At 62.9% G+C, this 22,514-nt stretch carries 20 protein-coding genes; 14 read left to right on the top strand and 6 right to left on the bottom strand.

Annotation, left to right across the window (positions count from 1 at the left end):
• Positions 1-51: 51 nt before the first annotated feature.
• Positions 52-3,438 carry a YhdP family protein gene (locus NLY43_RS02770; RefSeq protein ID WP_023711509.1) on the top strand — a complete coding sequence of 1,129 codons (3,387 nt, stop codon included), beginning with the start codon at positions 52-54 and terminating at the stop codon, positions 3,436-3,438.
• A 17-nt stretch (positions 3,439-3,455) separates the two neighbouring features.
• Here NLY43_RS02770 and tyrS read toward each other — a convergent pair whose 3' ends face one another.
• Positions 3,456-4,709 carry a tyrosine--tRNA ligase gene (gene tyrS / locus NLY43_RS02765; protein ID WP_023711508.1) on the bottom strand — a complete coding sequence of 418 codons (1,254 nt, stop codon included), beginning with the start codon at positions 4,707-4,709 and terminating at the stop codon, positions 3,456-3,458.
• Between the two features lie 254 nt (positions 4,710-4,963).
• Here tyrS and NLY43_RS02760 point away from each other — a divergent pair, with 254 nt between their 5' ends.
• The 4 genes from NLY43_RS02760 to NLY43_RS02745 all read left to right on the top strand — a co-directional run bounded on the left by NLY43_RS02760 (position 4,964) and on the right by NLY43_RS02745 (position 8,652).
• The gene (locus NLY43_RS02760) at positions 4,964-5,698 is read left to right on the top strand and encodes a glycosyltransferase family 2 protein (RefSeq protein WP_023694104.1); all 735 of its coding nucleotides are present in this window, start codon (positions 4,964-4,966) and stop codon (positions 5,696-5,698) included.
• Complete coding sequence (locus NLY43_RS02755; RefSeq protein WP_023669132.1) at positions 5,691-6,023, top strand: lipid-A-disaccharide synthase N-terminal domain-containing protein; 333 nt, start codon at positions 5,691-5,693, stop codon at positions 6,021-6,023. Before NLY43_RS02760 ends, NLY43_RS02755 begins: the two co-directional genes overlap by 8 nt.
• A 58-nt stretch (positions 6,024-6,081) precedes the next feature.
• Entirely contained in the window at positions 6,082-7,725 is a 1,644-nt protein-coding gene (locus NLY43_RS02750) for an ArnT family glycosyltransferase (protein ID WP_023711507.1), read from the top strand.
• Between the two features lie 66 nt (positions 7,726-7,791).
• Positions 7,792-8,652: a phosphatase PAP2 family protein gene (locus NLY43_RS02745; RefSeq protein WP_245264041.1), complete on the top strand. Its 861-nt coding sequence runs from the start codon at positions 7,792-7,794 to the stop codon at positions 8,650-8,652.
• Positions 8,653-8,690: 38 nt separating this feature from the next.
• Here the strand turns inward: NLY43_RS02745 and NLY43_RS02740 are convergent, their stop codons facing one another.
• Positions 8,691-9,338, bottom strand: a complete 648-nt coding sequence (locus tag NLY43_RS02740) for an FMN-binding negative transcriptional regulator (protein ID WP_023697554.1) — start codon at positions 9,336-9,338, stop codon at positions 8,691-8,693.
• Between the two features lie 212 nt (positions 9,339-9,550).
• The gene (locus tag NLY43_RS02735) at positions 9,551-10,225 is read right to left on the bottom strand and encodes an alpha/beta hydrolase (RefSeq protein WP_023669128.1); all 675 of its coding nucleotides are present in this window, start codon (positions 10,223-10,225) and stop codon (positions 9,551-9,553) included.
• Positions 10,226-10,481: 256 nt separating this feature from the next.
• On the opposite strand from NLY43_RS02735, the gene NLY43_RS02730 reads away from it, so the two are divergent.
• The 7 genes from NLY43_RS02730 to sufA all read left to right on the top strand — a co-directional run bounded on the left by NLY43_RS02730 (position 10,482) and on the right by sufA (position 17,718).
• Positions 10,482-11,645, top strand: a complete 1,164-nt coding sequence (locus NLY43_RS02730; RefSeq protein WP_023711505.1) for a cysteine desulfurase family protein — start codon at positions 10,482-10,484, stop codon at positions 11,643-11,645.
• 187 nt (positions 11,646-11,832) lie between these two features.
• Positions 11,833-13,350 (top strand): Fe-S cluster assembly protein SufB, encoded by a 1,518-nt coding sequence (sufB, locus tag NLY43_RS02725; protein ID WP_023706434.1) that lies wholly within the window; start codon positions 11,833-11,835, stop codon positions 13,348-13,350.
• Positions 13,351-13,377: 27 nt separating this feature from the next.
• Positions 13,378-14,133 carry a Fe-S cluster assembly ATPase SufC gene (sufC, locus tag NLY43_RS02720; RefSeq protein ID WP_023711504.1) on the top strand — a complete coding sequence of 252 codons (756 nt, stop codon included), beginning with the start codon at positions 13,378-13,380 and terminating at the stop codon, positions 14,131-14,133.
• A gap of 43 nt (positions 14,134-14,176) precedes the next feature.
• Positions 14,177-15,445 carry a Fe-S cluster assembly protein SufD gene (gene sufD, locus NLY43_RS02715; protein ID WP_023700862.1) on the top strand — a complete coding sequence of 423 codons (1,269 nt, stop codon included), beginning with the start codon at positions 14,177-14,179 and terminating at the stop codon, positions 15,443-15,445.
• 137 nt (positions 15,446-15,582) lie between these two features.
• The gene (locus NLY43_RS02710) at positions 15,583-16,824 is read left to right on the top strand and encodes a cysteine desulfurase (RefSeq protein WP_023711503.1); all 1,242 of its coding nucleotides are present in this window, start codon (positions 15,583-15,585) and stop codon (positions 16,822-16,824) included.
• A 21-nt stretch (positions 16,825-16,845) separates the two neighbouring features.
• Positions 16,846-17,232, top strand: coding sequence for an SUF system Fe-S cluster assembly protein (locus NLY43_RS02705; protein WP_023684865.1), 387 nt, complete (start codon positions 16,846-16,848; stop codon positions 17,230-17,232).
• Positions 17,233-17,337: 105 nt separating this feature from the next.
• Positions 17,338-17,718: a Fe-S cluster assembly scaffold SufA gene (gene sufA / locus NLY43_RS02700; RefSeq protein ID WP_013532156.1), complete on the top strand. Its 381-nt coding sequence runs from the start codon at positions 17,338-17,340 to the stop codon at positions 17,716-17,718.
• Between the two features lie 144 nt (positions 17,719-17,862).
• On the opposite strand, the gene NLY43_RS02695 is transcribed toward sufA, so the two are convergent.
• Positions 17,863-18,360 (bottom strand): GFA family protein, encoded by a 498-nt coding sequence (locus tag NLY43_RS02695; protein ID WP_023669121.1) that lies wholly within the window; start codon positions 18,358-18,360, stop codon positions 17,863-17,865.
• Between the two features lie 83 nt (positions 18,361-18,443).
• Here NLY43_RS02695 and NLY43_RS02690 point away from each other — a divergent pair, with 83 nt between their 5' ends.
• Complete coding sequence (locus tag NLY43_RS02690) at positions 18,444-18,767, top strand: TfoX/Sxy family protein (RefSeq protein ID WP_023669120.1); 324 nt, start codon at positions 18,444-18,446, stop codon at positions 18,765-18,767.
• A gap of 203 nt (positions 18,768-18,970) precedes the next feature.
• Here the strand turns inward: NLY43_RS02690 and NLY43_RS02685 are convergent, their stop codons facing one another.
• Together NLY43_RS02685 and NLY43_RS02680 are read right to left on the bottom strand one after the other, a co-directional pair.
• Entirely contained in the window at positions 18,971-19,888 is a 918-nt protein-coding gene (locus NLY43_RS02685) for a pseudouridine-5'-phosphate glycosidase (protein ID WP_023684866.1), read from the bottom strand.
• Positions 19,889-19,958: 70 nt separating this feature from the next.
• Entirely contained in the window at positions 19,959-20,903 is a 945-nt protein-coding gene (locus tag NLY43_RS02680) for a carbohydrate kinase family protein (RefSeq protein WP_023684867.1), read from the bottom strand.
• 283 nt (positions 20,904-21,186) lie between these two features.
• Between NLY43_RS02680 and recA the strand changes: the two genes are divergently transcribed.
• The gene (recA, locus tag NLY43_RS02675; RefSeq protein WP_023684868.1) at positions 21,187-22,290 is read left to right on the top strand and encodes a recombinase RecA; all 1,104 of its coding nucleotides are present in this window, start codon (positions 21,187-21,189) and stop codon (positions 22,288-22,290) included.
• Positions 22,291-22,514: the final 224 nt, after the last annotated feature.

The raw sequence follows: 22,514 nt of genomic DNA, 5'->3' as shown, positions 1-22,514 counted from the left end.
AGTGTCGGGCGGGGATCCGTCCACGATCGAATTCGCACAACGGAAAATTGCGTGGATCAGGAAGAACCGCAACACGAGAAAATCCGGTTCAGGCGTGACGAGATCACCGACCTGGGGGCTTTCCCGTCCGCTTGCCGCGTGCCGCCACTCGGCAAGGCGCGGATCGGCCGCGGCTTTCGTATTCTTGTTCGCGCATTTGCCGGCATTGGAGCCCTTGTGCTGCTGGCAGCGGCGGCTGTCTACGTCATCGGCGCCACCGGCATCGGCAGCGAACGGCTGCGGTTGGAAGCCGAAACGGCGATCGAGAAACTGGCCGGTTTCGACGTCAAAGTCGCCGTCGGTCCTGCCAGCCTGACACTTGACGGATCGAGCTTCATTGCGCTGCAGGTCAAGGATGTCAGCGTCGAGACCGCCGACGGCAAGCCGATGGCCGATGCCGGGCGCGTCCGCTTCGGCATCCGGTTTATCCCGCTGCTTTCGGGCGAGGTTCGGCTGACCAGCGCCAGGATTTCCGACGCCCATATCGTCACCGCGGCAATGCCGTCGGGTGGTGACTGGACAGCGCGCCTGCGCAATCAAGAAGGTCTCATCGATCCGGAAAAACTGGCCGCCGCCGTCTTCAGTGACGTCAATCGTGCACTCGATGCCGTGCGCGAGGATTCGATGCGCCGCATCGATCTCAAAAATGTCGCGTTCGAGCTGCCCGAGGCCGGATCGGTCAAGCTGGTCACGATCGCCAACGCCACGGTGCTGCAGTCGGGCCCCGGCAGCATGGAGTTCTCGTCCGAGGCGGATGTCGATGGCCGCGCGCTCACCGTCACGGCCACCGCCACCCGCGATACGAGCTCGATGAGCGTCACCGCCTTGAACGCCGCCATCGACATGGCGGATGTCGCGGAGACCACGCCGGCGGCCGGCGGGCGAACCGGCGCGATGGCTTTGAAGCTCACGGGATCCGAAGGCTCGGGCGAGACCGATTCGCGGCTGACGGGCTCGCTGTCGCTAACCGGCTCGGTGCTCGACCTCGGCACACGCGGGCTGTTGCCGGCCGATGTCGATGTCGACGCCGCCCTTGTCTCCGGCTCCAACAAGATCGATGTCGGCAGGCTGGTTCTGAAGACCGGGCGCTCGGCGTTCAATTTCGCCGGCTCGATCGGGCCAAAGCCGTCGACCGGCGCGGCCGGCGAGGAGCCTTCCTATCGTTACGACCTGACCAGCGACGGCTCGACGCTGGCGCCTTCGGAATCGCCCGAGCCGGCGCTGAATTTCTTCGCCCGCATCGCCGGCGTCTATCAGACCAAGAGCCGCAAGCTTGTCGCCGACCAGATCGGCATCAGGTCGGGGTCGGGGAGCGAAGTGCTGGGAACCGCTGCGGTTTCCTTCATCGACAACGGACCGCCGGGTATATCGGTGTCGCTCAACGTCCACGACATGGCGGTCTCGCACGTCAAGCAGCTATGGCCTTGGTTCTCCGCCAAGAACGCGCGGCTGTGGGTGCTGCAGAACCTGTTTGGCGGCCGCGTCGTCGATGCCAGCCTGCAGTTCCAGGTCGTGCCGGGACGTCTCGGCAACGGCGTGCCGCTTTCGGCCGACGAGGTGTTCGGCCGCTTCCAGGTCGAGGGCTCGCGTTTCGACACCGCCGGCCGCATCCCGCCGATACGCGATGCCGTCGGCGTCGTTTCCTTCCACGGCAACGATGTCGACGTCGCGCTGTCCTCGGGCAGCGTCTATATGCCAAGCGGCCGCACCGTGGCGGCAAGCAATGGCACACTGTCGGTAAAGGCGGCAAACCACCCGCCGGTGATCGGCGCGCTCGACATCGACGTCGCCGGTGAGGCGCCGGCCATCGCCGAACTTGCCTCCTACGAACCGATCAACGCCATGCGCCATGTCGGCATCTTGCCGGACGACCTGTCGGGCACGGTGACCGGCCACGTCAAGGCCGACATTCCGTTGCAATCCGGCGTCGATACGTCGAAGCTCGATTGGCTGGTATCGCTCGACTACAAGGACCTGTCGCTCGGCAAGCCATTCGAAGGCCAGATGGTGACCGATGCCGACGGTTCGATCGAAGTCGGGCCTGACAAGGCGGTGATCTCTGCCAAGGCGCGGCTGAACGGCATTCCAGCCGAGCTCGATCTGGTCGAGCCGCTCAGGGATGGCGGCCCGCCGCGCAGCCGCAAGGTGGCGCTTGTGCTCGACGACAAGACGCGCGCCATCGCCATGCCTGGCCTGTCGCCGCTGATTTCCGGCACCATCAAGGTGGCAATCGACAAGAGCGGCGAAGGCGGCAGCCAGAACGTCGACGTCGACCTGACGAGCGCCAGGCTGGACATTCCCTGGGCAGGCTGGAGCAAGGGGCCGGGCATTCCCGCCAATGCCACTTTTACCATGAGCAAGTCCGGCGATACCACGACGCTGTCCGACTTCGACCTCGACGGAAAGAGCTTTTCGGTCGAAGGCGATGTCGTCCTGGTCAAGGGCGCGCTGTCTTCGGCCCGCTTCAGCAAGGTCGCCTTGAACCGTGGCGACGATGTCGCCGTGACGGTGAAGCGGTCGGGCAAGGGCTTTGCCGTCGATGTCAGCGGCAACGCGCTCGATGCCCGCTCGCTGATCAAGCAGTTCACCTCCGATGTCGATACCGCCACCAAAACCACCGGCACGGACGCGGTTTCGGTCAGCGCCGACGTCAATTCGCTAACCGGGTTCCATGACGAGGTCCTGTCCAATTTGAAGCTCGACTACAGTGCCGCCGGCTCCAGGGTGAACAGGCTCAAGGTCAGCGCCGCGGCAAGTTCCGGCGCCGCCATCACCATCAGCAATACGGCAGGCAATGGTGCTCGCGCGCTCACCATGAAGTCGGCCGACGCAGGCGCCATATTGCGCTTCCTCAACATCTACGAGCACATGGAAGGCGGATCGATCACGCTGGCGCTGAGCGGCACAGCCGACGGCCCGATGCGGGGACAGGTCGATTCGAGCAACTTCTTTATCGTCAATGAACCCAAGCTCGCCTCCATCGTCTCGACCACGCCAACCGGCGACAGCCGCAGCTTGAACGAAGCGGTCAAGGGCAAGATCGACACTTCGCGGGTAAAATTCGAGCGCGGCTTTACCGAGATCGACAAGGGGTCGGGCTATTTGAAATTGGCGAATGGCGTGCTGCGCGGCCCGCGCATCGGCACCACCTTCCAAGGCACGCTCTACGACCAGAACAACAATATGGACATGACCGGAACCTTCATGCCGGCCTATGGCCTCAACCGCATCTTCGGCGAGTTGCCGCTGGTCGGCGCTCTGCTCGGCAATGGCCGCGACCGCGGGCTGATCGGCGTCACCTACCGGCTTAAGGGCAACGCCAACAAGCCGGTGCTGGACATCAACCCGCTATCGGTAATCGCGCCGGGCATTTTCCGGTCGATCTTCGAGTATCGCTGAGGATCCCAGAAGACGGCTCAGGCAGGCCGCACAAGCACGTGCTTTTTCTTGCCCACTGAAAGCTTTGCGACGTTTTCCGGACTCAAATCCTGAGGCGTCACCATCCGCCGGTCGTCCGCCACCGGCTGGTCGTTGAGGCGCACGGCGCCACCCTGTATGTGACGCCTTGCCTCGCCGTTGGACCCGGCAAGGCCCCCGCTGACCAGCAGCGACAGGATGCCGATGCCGGCTTCCAGCGCGGCGCCGTCCACTTCCACGGTCGGCAGCGTTTCGGCCGTCACGCCTTCCTCGAACGTCTTGCGCGCGGTCTCCTCGGCTTGTTGCGCCGCCTCGCGGCCGTGCACGATGGCCGTGGTTTCGGTGGCCAGCACCTTCTTGGCCTCGTTGATCTCCGAGCCGCCAAGGGCGGCCAACCGCGCGATCTCCGAAAGCGGCAGCCGGGTGAAGATCTTCAGGAAGCGCTCGACGTCGGCATCCTCGGTGTTGCGCCAGTATTGCCAGAAATCATAGGGCGAGAAGAGGTCGCCGTTCAGCCACACCGCGCCCTTGGCCGATTTGCCCATCTTGGCGCCCGACGATGTCGTCAGCAGCGGCGTGGTCAGCGCATAAAGCTGCGGCGTGCCCATGCGGTGGCCGAGATCGACGCCGTTGATGATGTTGCCCCACTGGTCCGAACCGCCCATCTGCAGCCGGCAGTCGTGGCGGCGGCTGAGCTCGACGAAATCATAGCCTTGCAGGATCATGTAGTTGAATTCGAGGAAGGACAGCGACTGTTCGCGCTCGAGCCGCAGCCTGACGCTGTCGAAGGTCAGCATCCGGTTGACCGAAAAGTGGCGGCCGACATCGCGCAGGAACTCGACATAGTTGAGCTTCATCAGCCAGTCGGCATTGTTGACCATGATGGCGTCATTGCCAGTGTCGCCGAAGCGCAAGATGCGGCCAAAAATTCGCTTGATGCCTTCGATGTTGGTGGCGATCGCCTCGGGCGTCAAAAGGCTGCGCTGGTCGTCACGGAAGGAAGGGTCGCCGATCATCGAGGTGCCGCCGCCCATCAGTGCGATCGGCCGGTGGCCGGTCTCCTGCATCCAGTAGAGCATGGTCGCCGATATCAGATTGCCGATGTGCAGGCTGGTCGCCGTGGCGTCGTAGCCGACATAGGCGGTCACGGTTTCCTTCGCGAAAAGTTGATCCAGCCCGGCCTCATCCGAAATCTGGTGGATGAAGCCGCGCTCGCTCATGACGCGCAGGAAATCGGACTTGAAGGCGGGCATTGTTTCTTCCTGAAAGCGCCGGGTCCGAACGGCCCGGCATGGCCTGAACGCGGGCGTTTAGCATCCAAGCGCGTCAAGCAAAAGTGGTTTCCGATTTTGCGCCGGCATGGACAGCCTATTCTGCACTGCCGCGCATGCTTGCTTCATCCTGTCGGCTGGCGTAATGAGGCGCCGCGCCAACGGGTTCGATCCGCTGGAACGGCACCGCACGGCATCCACCGAATGCCATATCTTGTGACAGAGCCCGACGCGATATGCCGGACGCATTGATATCCATCGTCATTCCCTGCCGCAACGAGGCGGCGAACCTGCCGCTGCTGATCGACGAGATCGAGGCGGCGATGACCGGGCGCGACTTCGAAATCATCGTTGTCAATGACGGTTCGACTGACGACACCGCTTCGGTGCTTGCCGCTGAAGCCGCCACACGTCCGTTTCCGCTTCGGCAGCTTCGGCACGAAAAATCCGCCGGCCAGTCGCTTTCGGTGCGCTCGGGCGCCTGGGCGGCGCGCGGCTCGATAATCGCCACCATCGACGGCGACGGCCAGAACGACCCGCAATATATCCCCGTGCTGGTCGATGCGCTGCGTCGGGCAGGGCCCGATTTCGGCGCCGCGCAGGGGCAGCGGTTGAAGCGCCGCGACAGCAAGATCAAGCAATTGGCATCGCGTTTCGCCAACTGGCTGCGCGGCGCGATCCTGCATGACGACACCCGCGACACCGGTTGCGGCCTGAAGGCCATCCACACCGATATTTTGCGCAAACTGCCGTTTTTCGACGGCACGCATCGTTTCGTTCCGGCGCTGGTCATCCAGGAAGGCTACCGCGTCGTCCATTGCGACGTCGTCGACCGCTCCCGCCGCCACGGCAAGTCGAATTACGGCATCTTCGATCGCGGCCTGCAGGGCGCGCTCGATCTCGCCGGCGTCTGGTGGCTTCGGCGCCGGCGCCGCAGAATGCCAAAGGTAGAGGAAATCACGCATGGCTAACGTGTTTCAGGAATTGGCGACCTGGCTGCACCAGGTTTTCGTCAAGCAGTTCGACGCCTGGGTTCTGCTCGGCTTCGTTGCCCAGTTCTTCTTCACCATGCGCTTCCTGGTGCAGTGGATCGCTTCGGAAAAGGCCAAGCGCAGCGTCGTGCCGATCGCTTTCTGGTTCTTCTCGCTGTTCGGCGGCGGGCTGCTGCTGGTCTACGCCATCCAGCGTGAGGATCCGGTGTTCATCGCCGGCCAGGCCATGGGCATGGTGATCTATGTCAGAAATTTATGGCTCATCGCCAATGAGCGCAAGGCGGCGATGACCAAGGTCGACTGAGCCACCAGTCCCGCCAAATCCAGTCTGTCCGGTGTTGACCAGTCTGTCCGGTGTCGAAATGAGCAGGAACTACATCTTTCTCTTCCTGTTCAGCCTCGTGATGACGGCGTCGGGACTGGCCTCTTTGCCGCCGCTCGACCGCGACGAGCCGCGCTTCGTCCAGGCGACCAAGCAGATGACGGAGACCGGCGACTATGTCGACATCCGCTTCCAGGACGCGTCGCGCTACCAAAAGCCGATCGGCATCTACTGGCTGCAATCGGCGGCGGTGACGCTGAGCGGCGAGGGGGCACAGGCGCCGATCTGGATTTACCGGCTGATCTCGGCGCTGGGCATCGCCATCGCCGTCGTCACAATCGCCTGGACCGGGGCCAATCTGTTCGGCGCCAATGCCGGTCTTGCCGCCGGCCTGGTCATGGCGGCGATTTTCGCTACCGCCTTCGAAGGCCGCGACGCCAAGACCGACGCGATGCTGCTTGCCTGCTGCGTTCTGGCGCAAGGCGCGCTGGCGCAGATTTATCTGGCATCGCGCCGCAACGAGCCTGTCGCCGGCCATCTGCCGTGGATTTTCTGGGCTGCGCAGGGCGCGGCGATCCTCATCAAGGGGCCGATTGCACCGCTGCTGTCGGCGCTGACGGTGCTCACGCTGGTTGCTTTCGAGCGCGACTGGCGCTGGCTGGCGAGGCTGAAAGCCGGGCGTGGGCTGATTCTGGTGCTGTTGATCGTGCTGCCTTGGCTCGCCCTCATCACCTGGAAGAGCAACGGCGCCTTCCTGCAGCAGGCCGTCGGCAAGGATATGCTCGGCAAGGTCGCGCAAGGCGAGGAGTCGCACGGCGTTCCGCCGGGCTTCTACGTGCTGACCTATTGCCTGTTCATGTGGCCGTTCGGCCTTGTGGCGCTCGGCGCTGGACTGCAGGCGCTCAACCGATTGCGCGACGATCCGCGCCTGCGTTTCTGCCTCGCCTGGTACGTTCCGTTCTGGCTCGTCTTCGAATTGATCCCGACGAAACTGCCGCATTATGTGCTGCCGGCCTATCCCGGCATGGCCCTGCTCATCGGCTGGCTTTTGACGCTGACGCCGCAAGAGGCAAATGCGCCGCTCAGGCGCTGGCAGACATGGCTGTGGTGGGCGACCGCATTCGGCACCGTTCTGGTGACAGTCGGTCTCGCCGTGCTTTGCGTCGGTGCGCCGATCTATCTCATGAACACATTTTTATGGTGGAGCGTTCCGGCCGCCGCGGCAGCATTGGGCGCCGGCTACCTCGCTGTTTCGCGCCAGACGCTGGTGCCGCTGGTCCGCATCGGCGGGGCTGCGGTTTGCGCCGGTATAACCTACGCCTTGCTGTTCGGTGACATCGTGCCGTCACTGAAACCGATTTGGATGAGCCGGGAAATCGAGGCGGCGGTTCGCGCCGATCGTCCCTGTGAGATGAGCGTGCTCGCCTCCGCGCAATATCACGAACCGAGCCTGGTATTTCTGGTGGGCACAAAGACGGTACTGACCGATGTCGACGGGGTTGCGCAACATCTGCTTGGCGATCCGGCCTGCGCGCTGGGCCTGGCGCCGGTCGGCGATCAAAAACGGCTGGATGACCTGCTGGCAGGGCAAGGCAAGAAGGCCAGCCGCGTCGCCGAGATCGACGGCATCAACTATTCGTCAGGTGATAAATTGTCGCTCGGCCTGTACCGTGTGGCGAACTGATACCTCTTCGATGATCGCGCCGAGCTCCGCATGTTGATGAAGTCGCCATCACCGGCGCGTGCCGCTATGCCTGCCATGCTCCGGCAGTCTGTCGATAATTTCCGCGATACTTTCGGGATTGTACGGCATCGCCTGGCGACGCGCCCGGCGCGCTACCCGAAAATCCTGTGGTCGGTCTGGGTGGTGGCCTGGCTTTTGCTGACGGTCGCGGTGTCGCTCCGTTTCGACCATCTTGCGGGCACCATGGCGAGGCAGTGGGCTTCAGGCTCGACCAATGTCTTTCGCATCGCCGCGTTTTTTACCTTCTTCGGCCTCGGCGGCTGGTATCTTGTCCCGTCGGTACTGGTGCTGATTGCGGCGAATCTGGCGGATTGGCGCAGCCTTTCCCGGCGCGCGCGGATGACCTTCTACAACTGGACCTGCTTTGCTTTCATGGTGCTGGGTTCGATCGCACTCTCGGCCATGGTCGTCAACGTGCTGAAATATGGCGTGGGCAGAGCCAGGCCGATGAATTTCGACAAGCTCGGCGATCTGTCGCTGCATCCTTTTTCCTTGGAGGCGCGCTTTGCCAGCTTCCCGTCCGGCCATGCCACGACCATGGGCGTCATTTTCGGCATTGCACTGCTGTTGTTGCCCCAGCGCAGATGGGTGCTGCTGGCTGCAACCTTGTCGGTCGCATCGACCCGGATCTTTATCGGCGCGCACTATCCGAGCGACACTGTCGCCGGCTTCGGCCTTGGCTGTGCTGTTGCCATCGTTTGCGCGATGGTGCTTGGCCGGCTGGGATGTATCTTCCGCTACACGGCGTCGGGGTTGCCGGTGGCAAAAACTACGTTCCGCCTATTCCGTCTGGCTCGCAAACCAAACCAAAACGATGCGCCGAGACAGACGAATTTCCGCATTGGAGCAGCGCCGGCAAGCAACTGAATTGCTGACGCCTTTGGAACCATCTAAGACCACCCCAGCTAGCTGTCGATGCCACCCCAGCTCCGCACCAGCCGAGCCATGTCAGGCGCGCCGGCGGCTTCCTTCTCCAGCCCTTCGGCGACACCGACGCGGTCGGCGACGGGCCGGTTCTGGCTGACTTTCCACTTGCCGCTGATTTCGGCGATCTCGATCTCAAGCCCGATGATGCCCTTGATCTGCGACTGGATGAAGGTCGGCGGCGCATCGGTCACCGCCCAGGGTGCCTCGCGGGCGCCTTCCTGTGACAGCGTCAGCTCGGTGATCTGCTGTGCGATCCAGGCGGAATCCTCGATCACTCTGACCGTTCCTCGCACCTGGACAATGGCGTAGTTCCAGGTCGGCACGACCTTGCCGGTCTCGCGCTTGGTCTCGTACCAGGACGGCGTCACGTAGGCGTCGGCGCCCTGGAAGACGACCAGCACCGGCGATGTCGGATTGTCGGCCAGCTGACGCCATTGCGGGTTGGCCCTGGCCAGATGGGCGCGCAGCCGGCCATTCGGCCCAACCTCGGCATCAAGCAGGAAGGGAATGGCATTGGCGACCGGGCCATCGGCGCCGTTGGAGATCAGCAACCCCAGCGGATGCGTCCGGATCAGCCCGTGCAGGACGTCCGGCCGCGTTTCCTGGAAATGGGGAGGCTGGTACATGATCGGTCATGCCTTCTTGCGCTGGCTGAACCGGCATTGTGCACCGTTCAGCCGAGCCGCGCCACATGTCAGGCTGGCTTCACCGTTTGGATCAGCCGAAATGGCATTGTCGCGCCCATGATGGGCACGACTGTGACGGCATCGGACCGGGAGTTTTTGTTTTGACGCAATTCCGGACGGAAAACCCGTTTACACTTTTCCTGGAATTGCTCTTAGCGCAGCCGCTTCGGCCGCGGATCGGACAATTCGCCGGCCAGCCGTCGGTCGAGATAGTCGGCGCATTCCTCGAGCAGCAGATCGGCGTCGTTGGCGAAGAAGTGGTTGGCGCCTGGCAAGGTCTTCTGCGTGATGGTGATGCCCTTTTGCGTGTGCAGCTTGTCGACCAGGCCCTGCACATCCTTGGGCGGCGCCACCTTGTCGGCATCGCCATGGATGATCAGACCCGATGACGGGCAGGGCGCCAGGAACGAGAAATCATAGGTGTTGGGCTGCGGCGCGATCGAGATGAAGCCCTCGATCTCGGGCCGGCGCATCAGAAGCTGCATGCCGATCCAGGAGCCGAAGGAATAACCGGCCACCCAGCAGCTCTTGGAATCCGGATGCAGCGACTGCACCCAGTCGAGCGCTGCGGCGGCATCCGACAATTCGCCGGTGCCGTGGTCGAATTCGCCCTGGCTGCGGCCGATGCCGCGGAAGTTGAAGCGAAGCGTGGTGAAATCGCGCTTCTGGAACATGTAGAAGAGGTCATAGACGATCTTGTTGTTCATCGTGCCGCCGAATTGCGGATGCGGATGCAACACGATGGCAATCGGCGCGCTCTTCTCCTTGGAAGGCTGGTAGCGGCCCTCCAGGCGGCCGGCCGGACCGGTGAAAATGACCTCAGGCATGAACTACTCCAAATGGCATACGAATGCGCGGCGCCCGGAACAACTCTTTACTCTAGCCCCAGCCCTTCCGGGCCTTGACGCAGGGCAAGCGTCTTCTTAGAAGCTAGTTTAGAATTGTTCAAAACTGGATAGCCAGCCGTGACGGCCCGGCCATCCTCGCCGCAAGCCGCGTAAATAGGACGTCTTGCCTTGCAATTTCAAGGAAATAACGCGCTATCCTTGCGGAAAGGGTCTTGACGGGATCGATTGGGTGAAAATGGCCGCAGCACGCGCCTATCTCGACTACAATGCCAGCGCGCCGCTCATTGCCGAGGCGCGCGAGGCGATGATTGCCGCGCTCGATCTCGTCGCCAATCCGTCGTCGGTGCATGCCGAGGGGCGCGCGGCGCGGCGCCTGATCGACACTGCCCGGCGCGATGTGGCAGCACTTGTCGGCGCCAAGGCCGAGCATGTCGTCTTCACCTCCGGCGCGACGGAAGCCGCATCGACGCTGCTGACACCGGATTGGCGGATGGGCCGTGGCACGGTGCGCATGAGCCGGCTCTATGTCTGCGAGGCCGACCACCCTTGCCTGTTGAACGGCGGCCGCTTCCCGGCAACACAGGTTTCGCGGATCGGCGTCGACGCCGATGGCATCGCTGACCTCGCTCAGCTGACAGCCGCTCTGGCCGCGCATGACAAGGCCGAAGGCCTGCCGTTGGTCGCGATCCATGCTGCCAACAACGAGACCGGCGTCATCCAGCCGATTGATCGCATCGCCGCGATCGTCAATGCGGCGGGCGGCATTCTGGTGGTCGACGCGGTGCAGGCTGCGGGCCGTGTTCCCATCGATATGTCAGCGGCTTACGCCGACTATTTGATTCTGTCTTCGCACAAGATCGGCGGCCCCAAGGGTGTCGGCGCCGTCGTTGCGGCAGCCGATCTGATGATGCCGAAGCCGCTGATCAATGGCGGCGGCCAGGAAAAGGGCCATCGCGGCGGCACCGAAAACCTGGCGGCCATCGCCGGCTTTGGCGCCGCGGCGCGGCAGGCTTTGGCTGGACTGAAAGACGTCGAAGCGATCGCGCAACGCCGCGGCGAGGTCGAGAAAACACTCAAAACGCTGGTGCCGGACGCAGAAATCTTCGGAACCGGCGCGCCAAGGCTTGCCAATACGACATTCTTCGCTATTCCCGGCATCAAGGCCGAGACGGCGCAGATCGCGTTCGATCTGGCTGGCGTTGCGCTGTCGGCGGGATCGGCCTGTTCGTCGGGCAAGGTCGGGCCGAGCCATGTGCTGAAAGCCATGGGTCATGGCGACAGCCTGGGCGCTTTGCGCGTGTCCATCGGCCACGCAACGAGTGCCGGGGATATCGAACTGTTCCGTGCTGCGCTGGCCGGTATTGCCCAGCGCCGGGCGGGCAGGGAACAAGCCGCCTGAGGCGGCGACAAAGAATTCAGGCCTCGCGGCCTGGTAGAGCCGTGCGTTTGCAAGTGGCCGGGTGAATTCCCGGCCGAGACGCACTATATGAAACTTACGCCGCCTTCGGCGCCTCATGGGCAGCCCTCGGCGATGCCATAGTTTGAAAACTGTCGGGCCTTGACCCCGGCGTGGATGGAGAACGCTTATGCCTGCTGTGCAGGACACGATCGATCGGGTCCGAAAGATCGACGTCGACCAGTACAAATACGGATTCCAGACAGAGATCGCGATGGACAAGGCCCCCAAGGGCCTGAGCGAAGACATTATTCGCTTCATCTCGGCCAAGAAGGATGAACCGTCCTGGATGCTGGAATGGCGTCTGGAAGCCTATCGGCGCTGGTTGACCCTGGAAGAGCCGACCTGGGCGCGCGTCCATTATCCGAAGATCGACTTTCAGGACCTCTATTACTACGCGGCGCCCAAGAGCACGCCCGGCCCGACCTCGCTGAGCGACGTCGATCCCGAGCTGTTGAAGGTCTACGAGAAGCTCGGCATTCCGCTGCGGGAACAAGAAATCCTCGCCGGCGTGCAGAAAACCGACGTCTCCGATCTCGAGGAGCCCAGCGACAACGTCTACAAATCGGGCCGTGTCGCCGTCGACGCGGTGTTTGATTCCGTTTCCGTCGTCACCACGTTCAAGAAGGAACTGGCGCAGGCCGGCGTCATCTTCTGCTCGATCTCGGAAGCCATCCGCGAGCATCCGGAGCTGGTGCAGAAATATCTCGGCTCGGTCGTGCCGACATCCGACAATTTCTACGCCACGCTGAATTCGGCTGTCTTCACCGACGGCTCGTTCGTCTTCGTGCCCAAGGGCGTGCGCTGCCCGATGGAGCTGTCGACCTATTTCCGCATGAACGAGAAGAACACCGGCCAGTTCGAGCGCACGCTGATCATCGCCGAGGAGGGGGCTTACGTCTCCTATCTCGAAGGCTGCACGGCGCCGCAGCGCGACGAGAACCAGCTGCATGCCGCCGTCGTCGAACTGGTGGCGCTCGACGATGCCGAGATCAAATATTCGACGGTGCAGAACTGGTACCCCGGCGATGCCGAGGGCAAGGGCGGCATCTACAATTTCGTCACCAAGCGCGGCGACTGCCGCGGCCACCGTTCGAAGATCTCGTGGACGCAGGTCGAGACCGGTTCGGCGATCACCTGGAAATATCCCAGCTGCATCCTGCGCGGCGACGATTCCTCCGGCGAGTTCTATTCGATCGCTGTGTCGAACGGCTACCAGCAGGTCGATAGCGGCACCAAGATGATCCATCTCGGCAAGAACACGTCGAGCCGCATCATCTCCAAGGGCATTGCCGCCGGCTTCTCGCAGAACACCTATCGCGGCCAGGTCTCGGCGCACCGCAAGGCGACCAACGCCCGCAACTTCACCAATTGCGATAGTCTCCTGATCGGCGACCAGTGCGGCGCGCACACCGTGCCCTACATGGAAGCCAAGAATTCGACGGCGCAGTTCGAGCATGAGGCGACGACGTCAAAGATTTCCGAGGACCAGAAGTTCTACGTCATGCAGCGCGGCATCCCGGAAGAGGAGGCGATCGCGCTGATCGTCAACGGCTTCGTCAAGGATGTCATCCAGCAGCTGCCGATGGAGTTCGCGGTCGAAGCGCAGAAGCTTATCGGCATCAGCCTCGAGGGCTCGGTCGGCTGACCGGACAATATATCCAGGAAAGAAAAAATGCTTGAGATCAAGAACCTGCATGCCCGCATCGTCGATGACGGCACCGAGATCATCCGCGGCCTGAACCTGACGGTGAAAAACGGCGAGGTCGCTGCCATCATGGGTCCGAACGGCTCGGGCAAATCGACGCTGTCCTACATCCTCGCCGGCCGTGAGGACTATGAGGTCACCGAAGGCGACATCCTCTATAACGGCCAGTCGATCCTCGAAATGGATCCGGCCGAGCGCGCCACCGCGGGCATCTTCCTCGCCTTCCAGTATCCGATGGAGATACCTGGCGTCGCGACCATGGAATTCCTGAAAGTGGCGATGAACGAGCAGCGCAAGGCGCGCGGCGAGGAGCCGCTGAAGATCCCGGAATTTTTGAAGCGGGTGAAAGAGGCGGCAGCCTCGCTCTCGATGGAGATGGCGATGCTCAAGCGGCCGCTCAATGTCGGCTTTTCCGGCGGCGAGAAGAAGCGGGCCGAGATCCTGCAGATGAAGCTGCTGGAGCCAAAGCTCTGCGTGCTCGACGAGACCGATTCCGGCCTCGACATCGATGCGCTGAAGATCGTCTCGGACGGCGTCAACGCGCTGCGTTCGGCCGACCGTGCCATCATCGTCATCACCCACTACCAGCGCCTGCTCGAGCACATCGTGCCCGATAGCGTGCACGTCCTATACAAGGGCCAGGTGATCAAGTCCGGCGACAAGTCGCTGGCGCTCGATCTCGAAGCCAATGGCTATGCCGGCGTGATCGGCGAAGCCGCGTGAGACGCCAGAAGGCCATTTTATGCTGAAAGGCGGGGCAAAACTGATGAATATGCATACACAACCCCAGCGCACGCAGGCCGAAACGGCGTTGATCGACGCTTTCGGCGAGCGTCTGTCGTTGCTGCCGGGTGACGGCGCGGTGATGCTGAAGCGCGACGACGCCATCGAGGCGATCAAGCACGGGCTGCCGACGCGGCGCATCGAATCCTGGCATTACACTGACCTGCGCCGGCTGTTGACCGCGGTGCCGGCATTCGATCCGACGGCCGCCGCCAAAACGCTAACGCCCATCGTCGAAGGTTCCGCCGTGCTGGCGGTTCTGAACGGCGTCTCGAGTGCGAAATTCCCCGCGATCGAGGGCGTGACGATCCAGCGCCTGTCGGAAAAGCTGACCGACGGCTCGATTGCACCCGGCCTCGAGCCCTATGGCAGCGATGACGCCATCGGCGCGCTGAACACTGCTTTCGTCGCCGACGGCTATTTCGTCGACATCGCCGATGGCGCAGCACTGGAAAAGCCGATCGAATTGCAGAACCTGCAAGCCGGCGGACAGACCCATGTGCGCTTTCCCGTGCGTGTCGGCGCCGGCGCCAAGGCTGCGATCGTCGAGCGTCAGGCGGGCGAGGGCGCGGCTCTGGCCAGCTCCGTCAGCCAGCTGGTGTTGGGCGAGGGCGCCGAGGTGACCTGGCTGATCATCCAGGAACAGCCGGAAACGGCCACCCATCTGGCGCAGTTCAAGGCGCATCTCGGCAAGAATTCGAAGCTGACGCTGTTCTTCATGAATGCCGGCGGCAAGCTTGTGCGCCAGGAGATCGTGGTGAAGACCACGGGCGAAGGCGCCGATTTCAAATTGCGCGGCATCAACCTTCTGGCCGGCGACACCCACACCGACGTGACCATGGTGCTCGACCATGCCGTGCCGCATACGACATCGACGGAAGTGATCCGCAATGTGGTGACCGGCAAGGCGCGCGGCGTCTTCCAGGGCCGCATCAACGTCCACCAATACGCGCAGAAGACCAACGCTAAGATGGCCTGCAACACGCTGCTTTTGTCGGATGATGGCGAGTTCTCGACCAAGCCGGAGCTGGAAATCTTCGCCGACGACGTCATCTGCGGCCACGGCGCGACCGTTACCGAGATCGACCACAACCATCTGTTCTACCTGATGGCGCGCGGCATCGACGAGAAGAGCGCCCGTGGCCTGCTGGTCAAGGCGTTCGTCGCCGAAGTGATCGAGGAACTGGACGACGAAACCATCGTCGAGGCCCTGGAAACAAGGCTGGACGACTGGTTCGTGGCCCATGGGTAAGCACCTCTTTCCCTTCTCCCCTTGTGGGGTCCGAAGGACGGGCGAGGCAAGTGACTCGCCCCGGGCGGTGGCCGAGCGAAGCTCGGTCGGATGAGGGGTGCGTGACGAAGTGAGGCGGTGCCTCAAGAGAGCTTGTAATGGACCAGAAGATCGAAACAACCCCATACGACGTCGAGGCGATCCGCCGCGACTTCCCGATCCTGTCGCGCGAAGTCTACGGCAAACCGCTGGTCTATCTCGACAATGGCGCCTCGGCGCAGAAGCCGCAGGTGGTGCTGGATACGATCCAGCACGCCTATTCCCAGGAATACGCCAACGTGCATCGCGGCCTGCATTTCCTGTCGAATGCCTCAACCGACGCCTATGAGAAGGCGCGCGAGACGGTGCGCCGTTTCCTCAATGCGCCAAGCACCGACAACATCGTCTTCACCTCCAACACGACAGCCGCCATCAACACCGTCGCTTACGGCTATGGCATGCCCAATATCGGCGCGGGCGACGAGATCGTGCTGTCGATCATGGAGCACCACTCCAACATCGTGCCGTGGCATTTCATCCGGGAGCGGCAGGGCGCCAAGCTGGTCTGGGTGCCGGTCGACGATCTCGGCATCTTCCACATCGAGGAATTCGAAAAGCGGCTGACCGACAAGACCAAGCTCGTCGCCATCACGCATATGTCGAACGCGCTGGGCACGGTAACCCCGATCAAGGAGATCGTGCGCATCGCGCATTCGCGTGGAATTCCCGTACTTGTCGACGGCAGCCAGAGCGCCGTGCACATGCCGATCGACGTCCAGGACCTCGATTGCGATTTCTTCGTCTTCACCGGCCACAAGGTCTACGGGCCCTCCGGCATCGGCGTGCTCTACGGCAAGAAGGACATTCTGCAGGGCATGCGCCCCTTCATGGGCGGCGGCGAAATGATCGAGGAGGTGACTGAAGACATCGTCACCTACAACGAGCCGCCGCACCGCTTCGAGGCCGGCACGCCGCCGATCGTGCAGGCGATTGGCCTGGGTGCAGCATTGGAATACATGGAAAAGGTTGGCCGCGAGCGCATTGCCGCCCATGAGGCCGATCTCAAGACCTATGCGCATGAACGGCTGCGCGCCATCAACTCGCTGCGCATCTTCGGCGACGCGCCGGACAAGGGCGCCATCATTTCCTTCGAATTGCAGGGCATTCATGCCCATGACGTGTCGATGGTGATAGACAGGCAAGGTGTTGCCGTCCGCGCGGGCACCCATTGCGCCCAGCCGCTGTTGAAACGCTTTGGCGTAACCTCCACATGCAGGGCATCGTTCGGCATGTATAATACCAGGGCCGAAGTCGACGCTTTGGCCGATGCGCTGGAAAAAGCGCGCAAGTTCTTCGGGTGACAGGTTCTTTGGATGACGACCATGGATGATGCGAGCCACACCACCGCGCCGGAAGCGGCCGTCAATCCGGTGGTTTCCGCCTCGGCAATTCCCGCCGACGAGCTGGCGCGGCTGACCGACGACATCGTCTCGGCGCTGAAGACGGTCTATGACCCGGAAATACCGGCCGACATCTATGAGCTCGGCCTCATCTACAAGATCGACATCGAGGACAACCGCGCGGTCAAGATCGACATGACGCTGACCGCGCCCGGCTGTCCGGTGGCCGGCGAAATGCCAGGCTGGGTGGAAAACGCCGTCGGCGCCGTCGAAGGCGTCTCCGGCGTCGAGGTCAACATGACCTTCGACCCGCCCTGGTCGCCCGACCGCATGTCGGAAGAGGCGCAGGTGGCGGTGGGCTGGTACTAGGTTGACTGAGGTTGGTGCACTTGCACCAGTGGTAAAACTTCACCATTTTAGGTGAGGAATCATTCGGCAGGCCTTGAACCTGCATGGAATGGAAGAGGAAAAAGAATGGGACGCTTCGCCGTCATCACGATGACCGAAAAGGCCGCCGACCGGGTGCGCGAGATCGTCGCCACGCGCGACAATGCGCATGGCATTCGCCTCGGCATCAAGAAGGGCGGCTGCGCCGGCATGGAATACACGGTCGACCTGGTGACCGAGCCCAATACCAAGGACGACCATATCGAACGCGACGGCGCGCATGTCTATGTCGCGCCCGAGGCTGCCCTTTTCCTGTTCGGCACCGAGATGGATTTCGAGCAGACCACGCTGCGCACCGGCTTCACCTTCCACAACCCGAACCAGAGTTCGGCCTGCGGCTGCGGCGAATCCGTCGAACTGAAGCCCGCCGACCTGAAGGCGCTGGCTGAAGCGCGCGCTTCCGCCTGATCTTTCCTTCGCCCCGTTCACGGGGAGGTGAGGAATGGTCCGCGCAGCGGGCGAAAAGCCAATTGCTTGGCTTTTCGAATGACGAACGGCCCGAAGGGCCGGATGAGGGGCAGCGCTAACCATCGGAAGTCGCGCTCCGAGTCCTCACTTCACCCACATCTTCGTCCGCTTGTGCCAGTCGGCGATCGATTCCTCGGGATAGACGTCGAACGCATTGTCCTTCTTGCCGATCACCGGCTCGACCCAACTCGCCTTGTATTTCAACATCAGATGCACCTTCTCCGGCGGCTTCGGCAACTCGCTGTCGATTGCCGAGGCGAAGGGGTGGACCAGGTCCGGCCATGTCGGATCGTAGAGCCAGAGCGCCGAACCGCACTTCTTGCAGAAATTGCGCTCGCCCGTCGAAATCTCACACTTTGGATGCTCGTCGTCCGCGATCTCGGCCTGGTAGACGCCGAGATTGCGCTTGCCCTTGATTTTCAGCGTCTTGTAATCGGCGCCGAGATTGATGGCGAAGCCGCCGCCGCCCTGCTGCTTGCGGCAGATCGAGCAGTAGCACAGCATGAACGGCACCGGCGTGTTGCTCTCCACCTCGAAATGGACGGCATCGCAGCGGCAGGATCCCTTGAGCAGCAGCGGCATGACAAAACTCCGACGGATGGCTCTCAACTTGCCAGCATGGTTTTTGGTTGCAGCCATGGCAAGCCCGGTGACATGATTGCGGCATGGACAATGAACGCATCGAAGAGCTGTTCGAAGGCCTCGGCCCGGTCAGTATCCGAAAACTGTTCGGCGGCAAGGGTATCTATTTCGACGGCGTCATCGTCGCTATCGTGCTGCGCGGCGAATTGCTGCTCAAGGCTGACGAGCAAAGCGCGCCCGACTTCGAAGCCGCCGGCTGCAAGCAATGGACCTATACCGGCACCCGCCACGGCAAGCTGGTCGCGATGCCGTACTGGAGCATTCCCGACGACGCGTTTGATGATCCTGACGAGATGAGGGTGTGGGCGCGCCGGGCGTATGAGGCGGGGCGGCGGGCGGGGAAGTGAACCGGGACCGTCGCGTTTCTTCCCACCCCCCTCTGTCCTGCCGGACATCTCCCCCGCAAGGGGGGAGATCAGTTGTCACATTGGTCTTCGCCAATCACCATCGTTGAAAATGGGAGCCTGCGGCTAAGCTGTTAATCTCCCTCCTTGCGGGGGAGATGGCCGGCAGGCCAGAGGGGGGTGCTGTCCCGCCGACGTAGGCGATCCTACAGCGCCTTGGCAATCCTCGCCGCCAGCCGCGCATTGTTCTCGACCAGCGCGATGTTGGTCTTCAAGCTCCGGCCGCCGGTCAGTTCGAGGATTTTGCCCAACAGGAACGGCGTCACCGCCTTTCCGGTCACATTCTGCACTTCCGCCGCCTTCTGCGCGGCCTCGATATAGCCGGCCATCTCGTCGGCCGGGATTTCATCGTCCTGCGGCACCGGGTTGGCGATCAGCGTGCCGCCGACCAGGCCAAGTGCCGCCCTGGTCTTGTAGAAATGCGCGATCTCTTCCGGTCTGTGCAGGGTCAGCGGCGCGCGGAACGGCGAATGCCGCGACCAGAAGGCCGGCATCGTCTCGCAGCCATGGCCAATCACCGGCACGCCGCGCGTCTCCAGCACTTCCAGGGTCTTTTCGATGTCGAGGATCGCCTTGGCGCCGGCCGAGACGACGATGACCGGGGTGCGCGCCAACTCGTCGAGATCGGCCGAGATGTCGAAGCTTTTTTCCGCGCCCTTGTGGACGCCGCCAATGCCGCCGGTGGCGAACACCTTTATCCCGACCATGTCGGCCGCGATCATGGTGGCGGCGACCGTGGTGCCGCCGGTGCGGCCTTGCGCCACCGCAAAGCCGAGATCGGCGCGCGACAGCTTCATGGCGTCGCCGGTCATCGCCAGCGACTCGCGCTCGCCGTCGGAAAGCCCGATCTTGATGCGGCCGGCGACCACGGCGATCGTCGCCGGCACCGCGCCATTGTCCAGGATTATCTTTTCGACATTGGCGGCCATGGCGCCATTGTCGGGGTAAGGCATGCCATGGGTGATGATGGTGCTTTCCAGCGCCACGACGGGGCGGCCAGCGGCGAGCGCCTCGGCCACGGGCGCGTGGAGGTCGATGAAGGGGCGGGCGCTTTGCGGTGTCATGATGGTCTCCGATCCGGAGATCCGCGCGTCCGCTTGGACGTCGCGCTCCGGCAATGGCAATTGGCCGCCCTCATGCCATTTCCTGCGCGTCGGGCACAAGAGCCAGTGCCTCGGTGAAGGTCGCAATCGTGAAGGCCGGAACCGCGTCGGCGCTTTCAATGGCCAGCGTGGCGGCGGCAACGCCCTCGCGCAATGCCTGGCGCAGGGGCAGGCCGCGCAGCAGGGCAGCGATGGTGGCGCCGGCCAGCGCGTCGCCGGCGCCGGTGACGTCGGCGACTTTTCTCGGCGCCGGCGGCAGGATAGAGAAGGCGCCGGCTTCGTCGAATCCCAGCACCGGGCCGTCGCCCGCCGTCACCACGCCACTGGTGAGGCCGCTGCAGCGCAGTCCGTCGACGGTCTCGCGCTCGGTGGCATTGGCATCGACGCCGGCCAGCACCATGGCCTCGCGCCGGTTCATGAAGACCTGCGCGAGTTCCTTCAGCACCGGTATCAGCCGCACCACCTTGGCCGGCGAAATGGCGATGGCGAACACCGGCTTGCCGGCGGCGAGCCCCACCAGCCGCTCCAGCGCCGTTGATGGCAGATTGGCGTCGCAGAGCACCGCATCGGCCTCGGCGACCACCTCGCGCACCTTGGAGCGGCGGATCTGCTTGGGGAACGCCAAATCGTAGAGCGCCATATCGGCAAAGCCGGTGATCAGCTCGCCGTCGCGATCGATCAGCGCCGTGTAGCTCGGCGTGGTGCGGTCGAGGAACACCGCCGACAGATCGGCAATGCCGGCCTCAGTGATGGCGCGCGCAACCGTCTCGGCCGAGGCATCGCCGCCGCGCACCGACAAAAGCGAGGCCGAGACGCCGCGCCGCACGAGGCTGCGCAGCGCGTTGAAGACGCCGCCGCCGACATCCTCGCGCATCGTGCCGGGGTTGGACGCCGCCGGCACGTAAGCACCGGACACCTGACCGCGCCGGTCGATATGGGCGCCGCCCACCGCCAGTATTTTTGCTGATTTCACCATGTAGGCGATATGACCTTTGTTATTCGAACCAGACAAGCGCTAGGCTGTGCGACGGAGCTTCGCAAGCAAGCCAGCGATTCGGGCGGAGCCAAACCGCCGGAGCGCCTGGCCCAATGGTGGATACATCCGGAAACGAAACCATGAGACAAAAAAAGAACAAATCCGGATAAAGATTGCTTTTCAGATATTTGACCCCTCTTGCCAAACGAGAACAAAAAAGGTACAAATAGGGCAGGGATTACGGATTGTCCGGCCTTCATTGACGACCAAGGGGTGATGTATCATGGCTCAGAATACTTTGCGGCTTGTAGAGGACAAAGCGGTGGACAAATCAAAGGCTCTGGACGCGGCGCTGTCGCAAATCGAGCGCGCCTTCGGCAAGGGCTCGATCATGCGGCTGGGCGCCAACGAGCAGGTCGTCGAGATTGAAACCGTGCCGACCGGATCGCTTGGCCTCGACATCGCGCTTGGCGTCGGTGGCCTGCCGCGCGGCCGCATTGTCGAGATCTACGGGCCGGAAAGCTCGGGCAAGACGACACTGGCGCTGCACACAGTTGCCGAAGCCCAGAAGAAGGGCGGTATCTGCGCCTTCGTCGATGCCGAGCATGCGCTCGACCCGGTCTATGCCCGCAAGCTCGGCGTCGATCTGGAAAACCTCTTGATCTCGCAGCCGGACACCGGCGAGCAGGCACTGGAAATCTGCGACACGCTGGTGCGTTCCGGCGCCATCGACGTTCTGGTGGTCGATTCGGTGGCCGCCCTGACGCCGCGCGCTGAAATCGAGGGCGAGATGGGCGATTCGCTGCCCGGTCTCCAGGCTCGTCTGATGAGCCAGGCGCTGCGCAAGCTGACCGCCTCGATCTCGCGCTCCAACACCATGGTCATCTTCATCAACCAGATCCGCATGAAGATCGGCGTCATGTTCGGTTCGCCGGAAACCACGACCGGCGGCAACGCGCTGAAATTCTACGCTTCGGTGCGCCTCGACATCCGCCGCATCGGCTCGGTCAAGGACCGCGACGAGGTCGTCGGCAACCAGACCCGGGTCAAGGTGGTCAAGAACAAGCTGGCGCCGCCCTTCAAGGTGGTCGAGTTCGACATCATGTATGGCGAGGGCGTCTCCAAGACCGGCGAACTGGTCGATCTCGGCGTCAAGGCCGGCGTGGTCGAGAAGTCCGGCGCCTGGTTCTCCTACAATTCGCAGCGTCTCGGCCAAGGTCGCGAAAACGCCAAACTGTTCCTGCGCGACAATCCCGACACGGCGCGTGAGATCGAACTTGCGCTGCGGCAGAATGCCGGGCTGATCGCCGAGAAATTTCTTGAAAATGGTGGCCCCGAGCGCGGCGAAAGCGACGACGGCTTCGAGGAAGAATCCGGCGCCATGTAGGGCACGGCCAGAGTTCGGCCATAAATCCAGTCTATTATCCGATGCTTAAGTAACCGAGTTCTTTAGTATTGCGTTTCAAACCGCCGGCCTTCGCGCCGGCGGTTTTCGTTTTTGGGCAGCGTGAAGCCGGCTTGGCAGTTGCCGGATTGGCCCAATTCCGTGTTTCTGGACAGGGTGGGGCGTGCCCGCTAAAAGGCCAAGTCAATCTTCTAAAAAGCAGAGAC

The organism is Mesorhizobium sp. C416B, assembly GCF_030323165.1.
GTDB lineage: Bacteria > Pseudomonadota > Alphaproteobacteria > Rhizobiales > Rhizobiaceae > Mesorhizobium.
Note: the sequence above shows the minus strand (reverse complement) of the source record. Positions and strands in the feature narration are given on the sequence as shown.

Coding starts and splice junctions, on each gene's coding strand:
- recA (WP_023684868.1), top strand. CDS start 21,187: ATGGCTCAGAATACTTTGCGGCTTGTAGAGGACAAAGCGGTGGACAAA.
- NLY43_RS02750 (WP_023711507.1), top strand. CDS start 6,082: ATGAGCAGGAACTACATCTTTCTCTTCCTGTTCAGCCTCGTGATGACG.
- NLY43_RS02730 (WP_023711505.1), top strand. CDS start 10,482: ATGGCCGCAGCACGCGCCTATCTCGACTACAATGCCAGCGCGCCGCTC.
- sufD (WP_023700862.1), top strand. CDS start 14,177: ATGAATATGCATACACAACCCCAGCGCACGCAGGCCGAAACGGCGTTG.
- NLY43_RS02740 (WP_023697554.1), bottom strand. CDS start 9,338: ATGTACCAGCCTCCCCATTTCCAGGAAACGCGGCCGGACGTCCTGCAC.
- NLY43_RS02695 (WP_023669121.1), bottom strand. CDS start 18,360: ATGCCGCTGCTGCTCAAGGGATCCTGCCGCTGCGATGCCGTCCATTTC.
- NLY43_RS02680 (WP_023684867.1), bottom strand. CDS start 20,903: ATGGTGAAATCAGCAAAAATACTGGCGGTGGGCGGCGCCCATATCGAC.
- NLY43_RS02705 (WP_023684865.1), top strand. CDS start 16,846: ATGGATGATGCGAGCCACACCACCGCGCCGGAAGCGGCCGTCAATCCG.
- sufA (WP_013532156.1), top strand. CDS start 17,338: ATGGGACGCTTCGCCGTCATCACGATGACCGAAAAGGCCGCCGACCGG.
- NLY43_RS02685 (WP_023684866.1), bottom strand. CDS start 19,888: ATGACACCGCAAAGCGCCCGCCCCTTCATCGACCTCCACGCGCCCGTG.
- NLY43_RS02745 (WP_245264041.1), top strand. CDS start 7,792: ATGCCTGCCATGCTCCGGCAGTCTGTCGATAATTTCCGCGATACTTTC.
- NLY43_RS02710 (WP_023711503.1), top strand. CDS start 15,583: ATGGACCAGAAGATCGAAACAACCCCATACGACGTCGAGGCGATCCGC.
- sufC (WP_023711504.1), top strand. CDS start 13,378: ATGCTTGAGATCAAGAACCTGCATGCCCGCATCGTCGATGACGGCACC.
- sufB (WP_023706434.1), top strand. CDS start 11,833: ATGCCTGCTGTGCAGGACACGATCGATCGGGTCCGAAAGATCGACGTC.
- NLY43_RS02760 (WP_023694104.1), top strand. CDS start 4,964: ATGCCGGACGCATTGATATCCATCGTCATTCCCTGCCGCAACGAGGCG.
- NLY43_RS02755 (WP_023669132.1), top strand. CDS start 5,691: ATGGCTAACGTGTTTCAGGAATTGGCGACCTGGCTGCACCAGGTTTTC.
- NLY43_RS02735 (WP_023669128.1), bottom strand. CDS start 10,225: ATGCCTGAGGTCATTTTCACCGGTCCGGCCGGCCGCCTGGAGGGCCGC.
- NLY43_RS02690 (WP_023669120.1), top strand. CDS start 18,444: ATGGACAATGAACGCATCGAAGAGCTGTTCGAAGGCCTCGGCCCGGTC.
- tyrS (WP_023711508.1), bottom strand. CDS start 4,709: ATGCCCGCCTTCAAGTCCGATTTCCTGCGCGTCATGAGCGAGCGCGGC.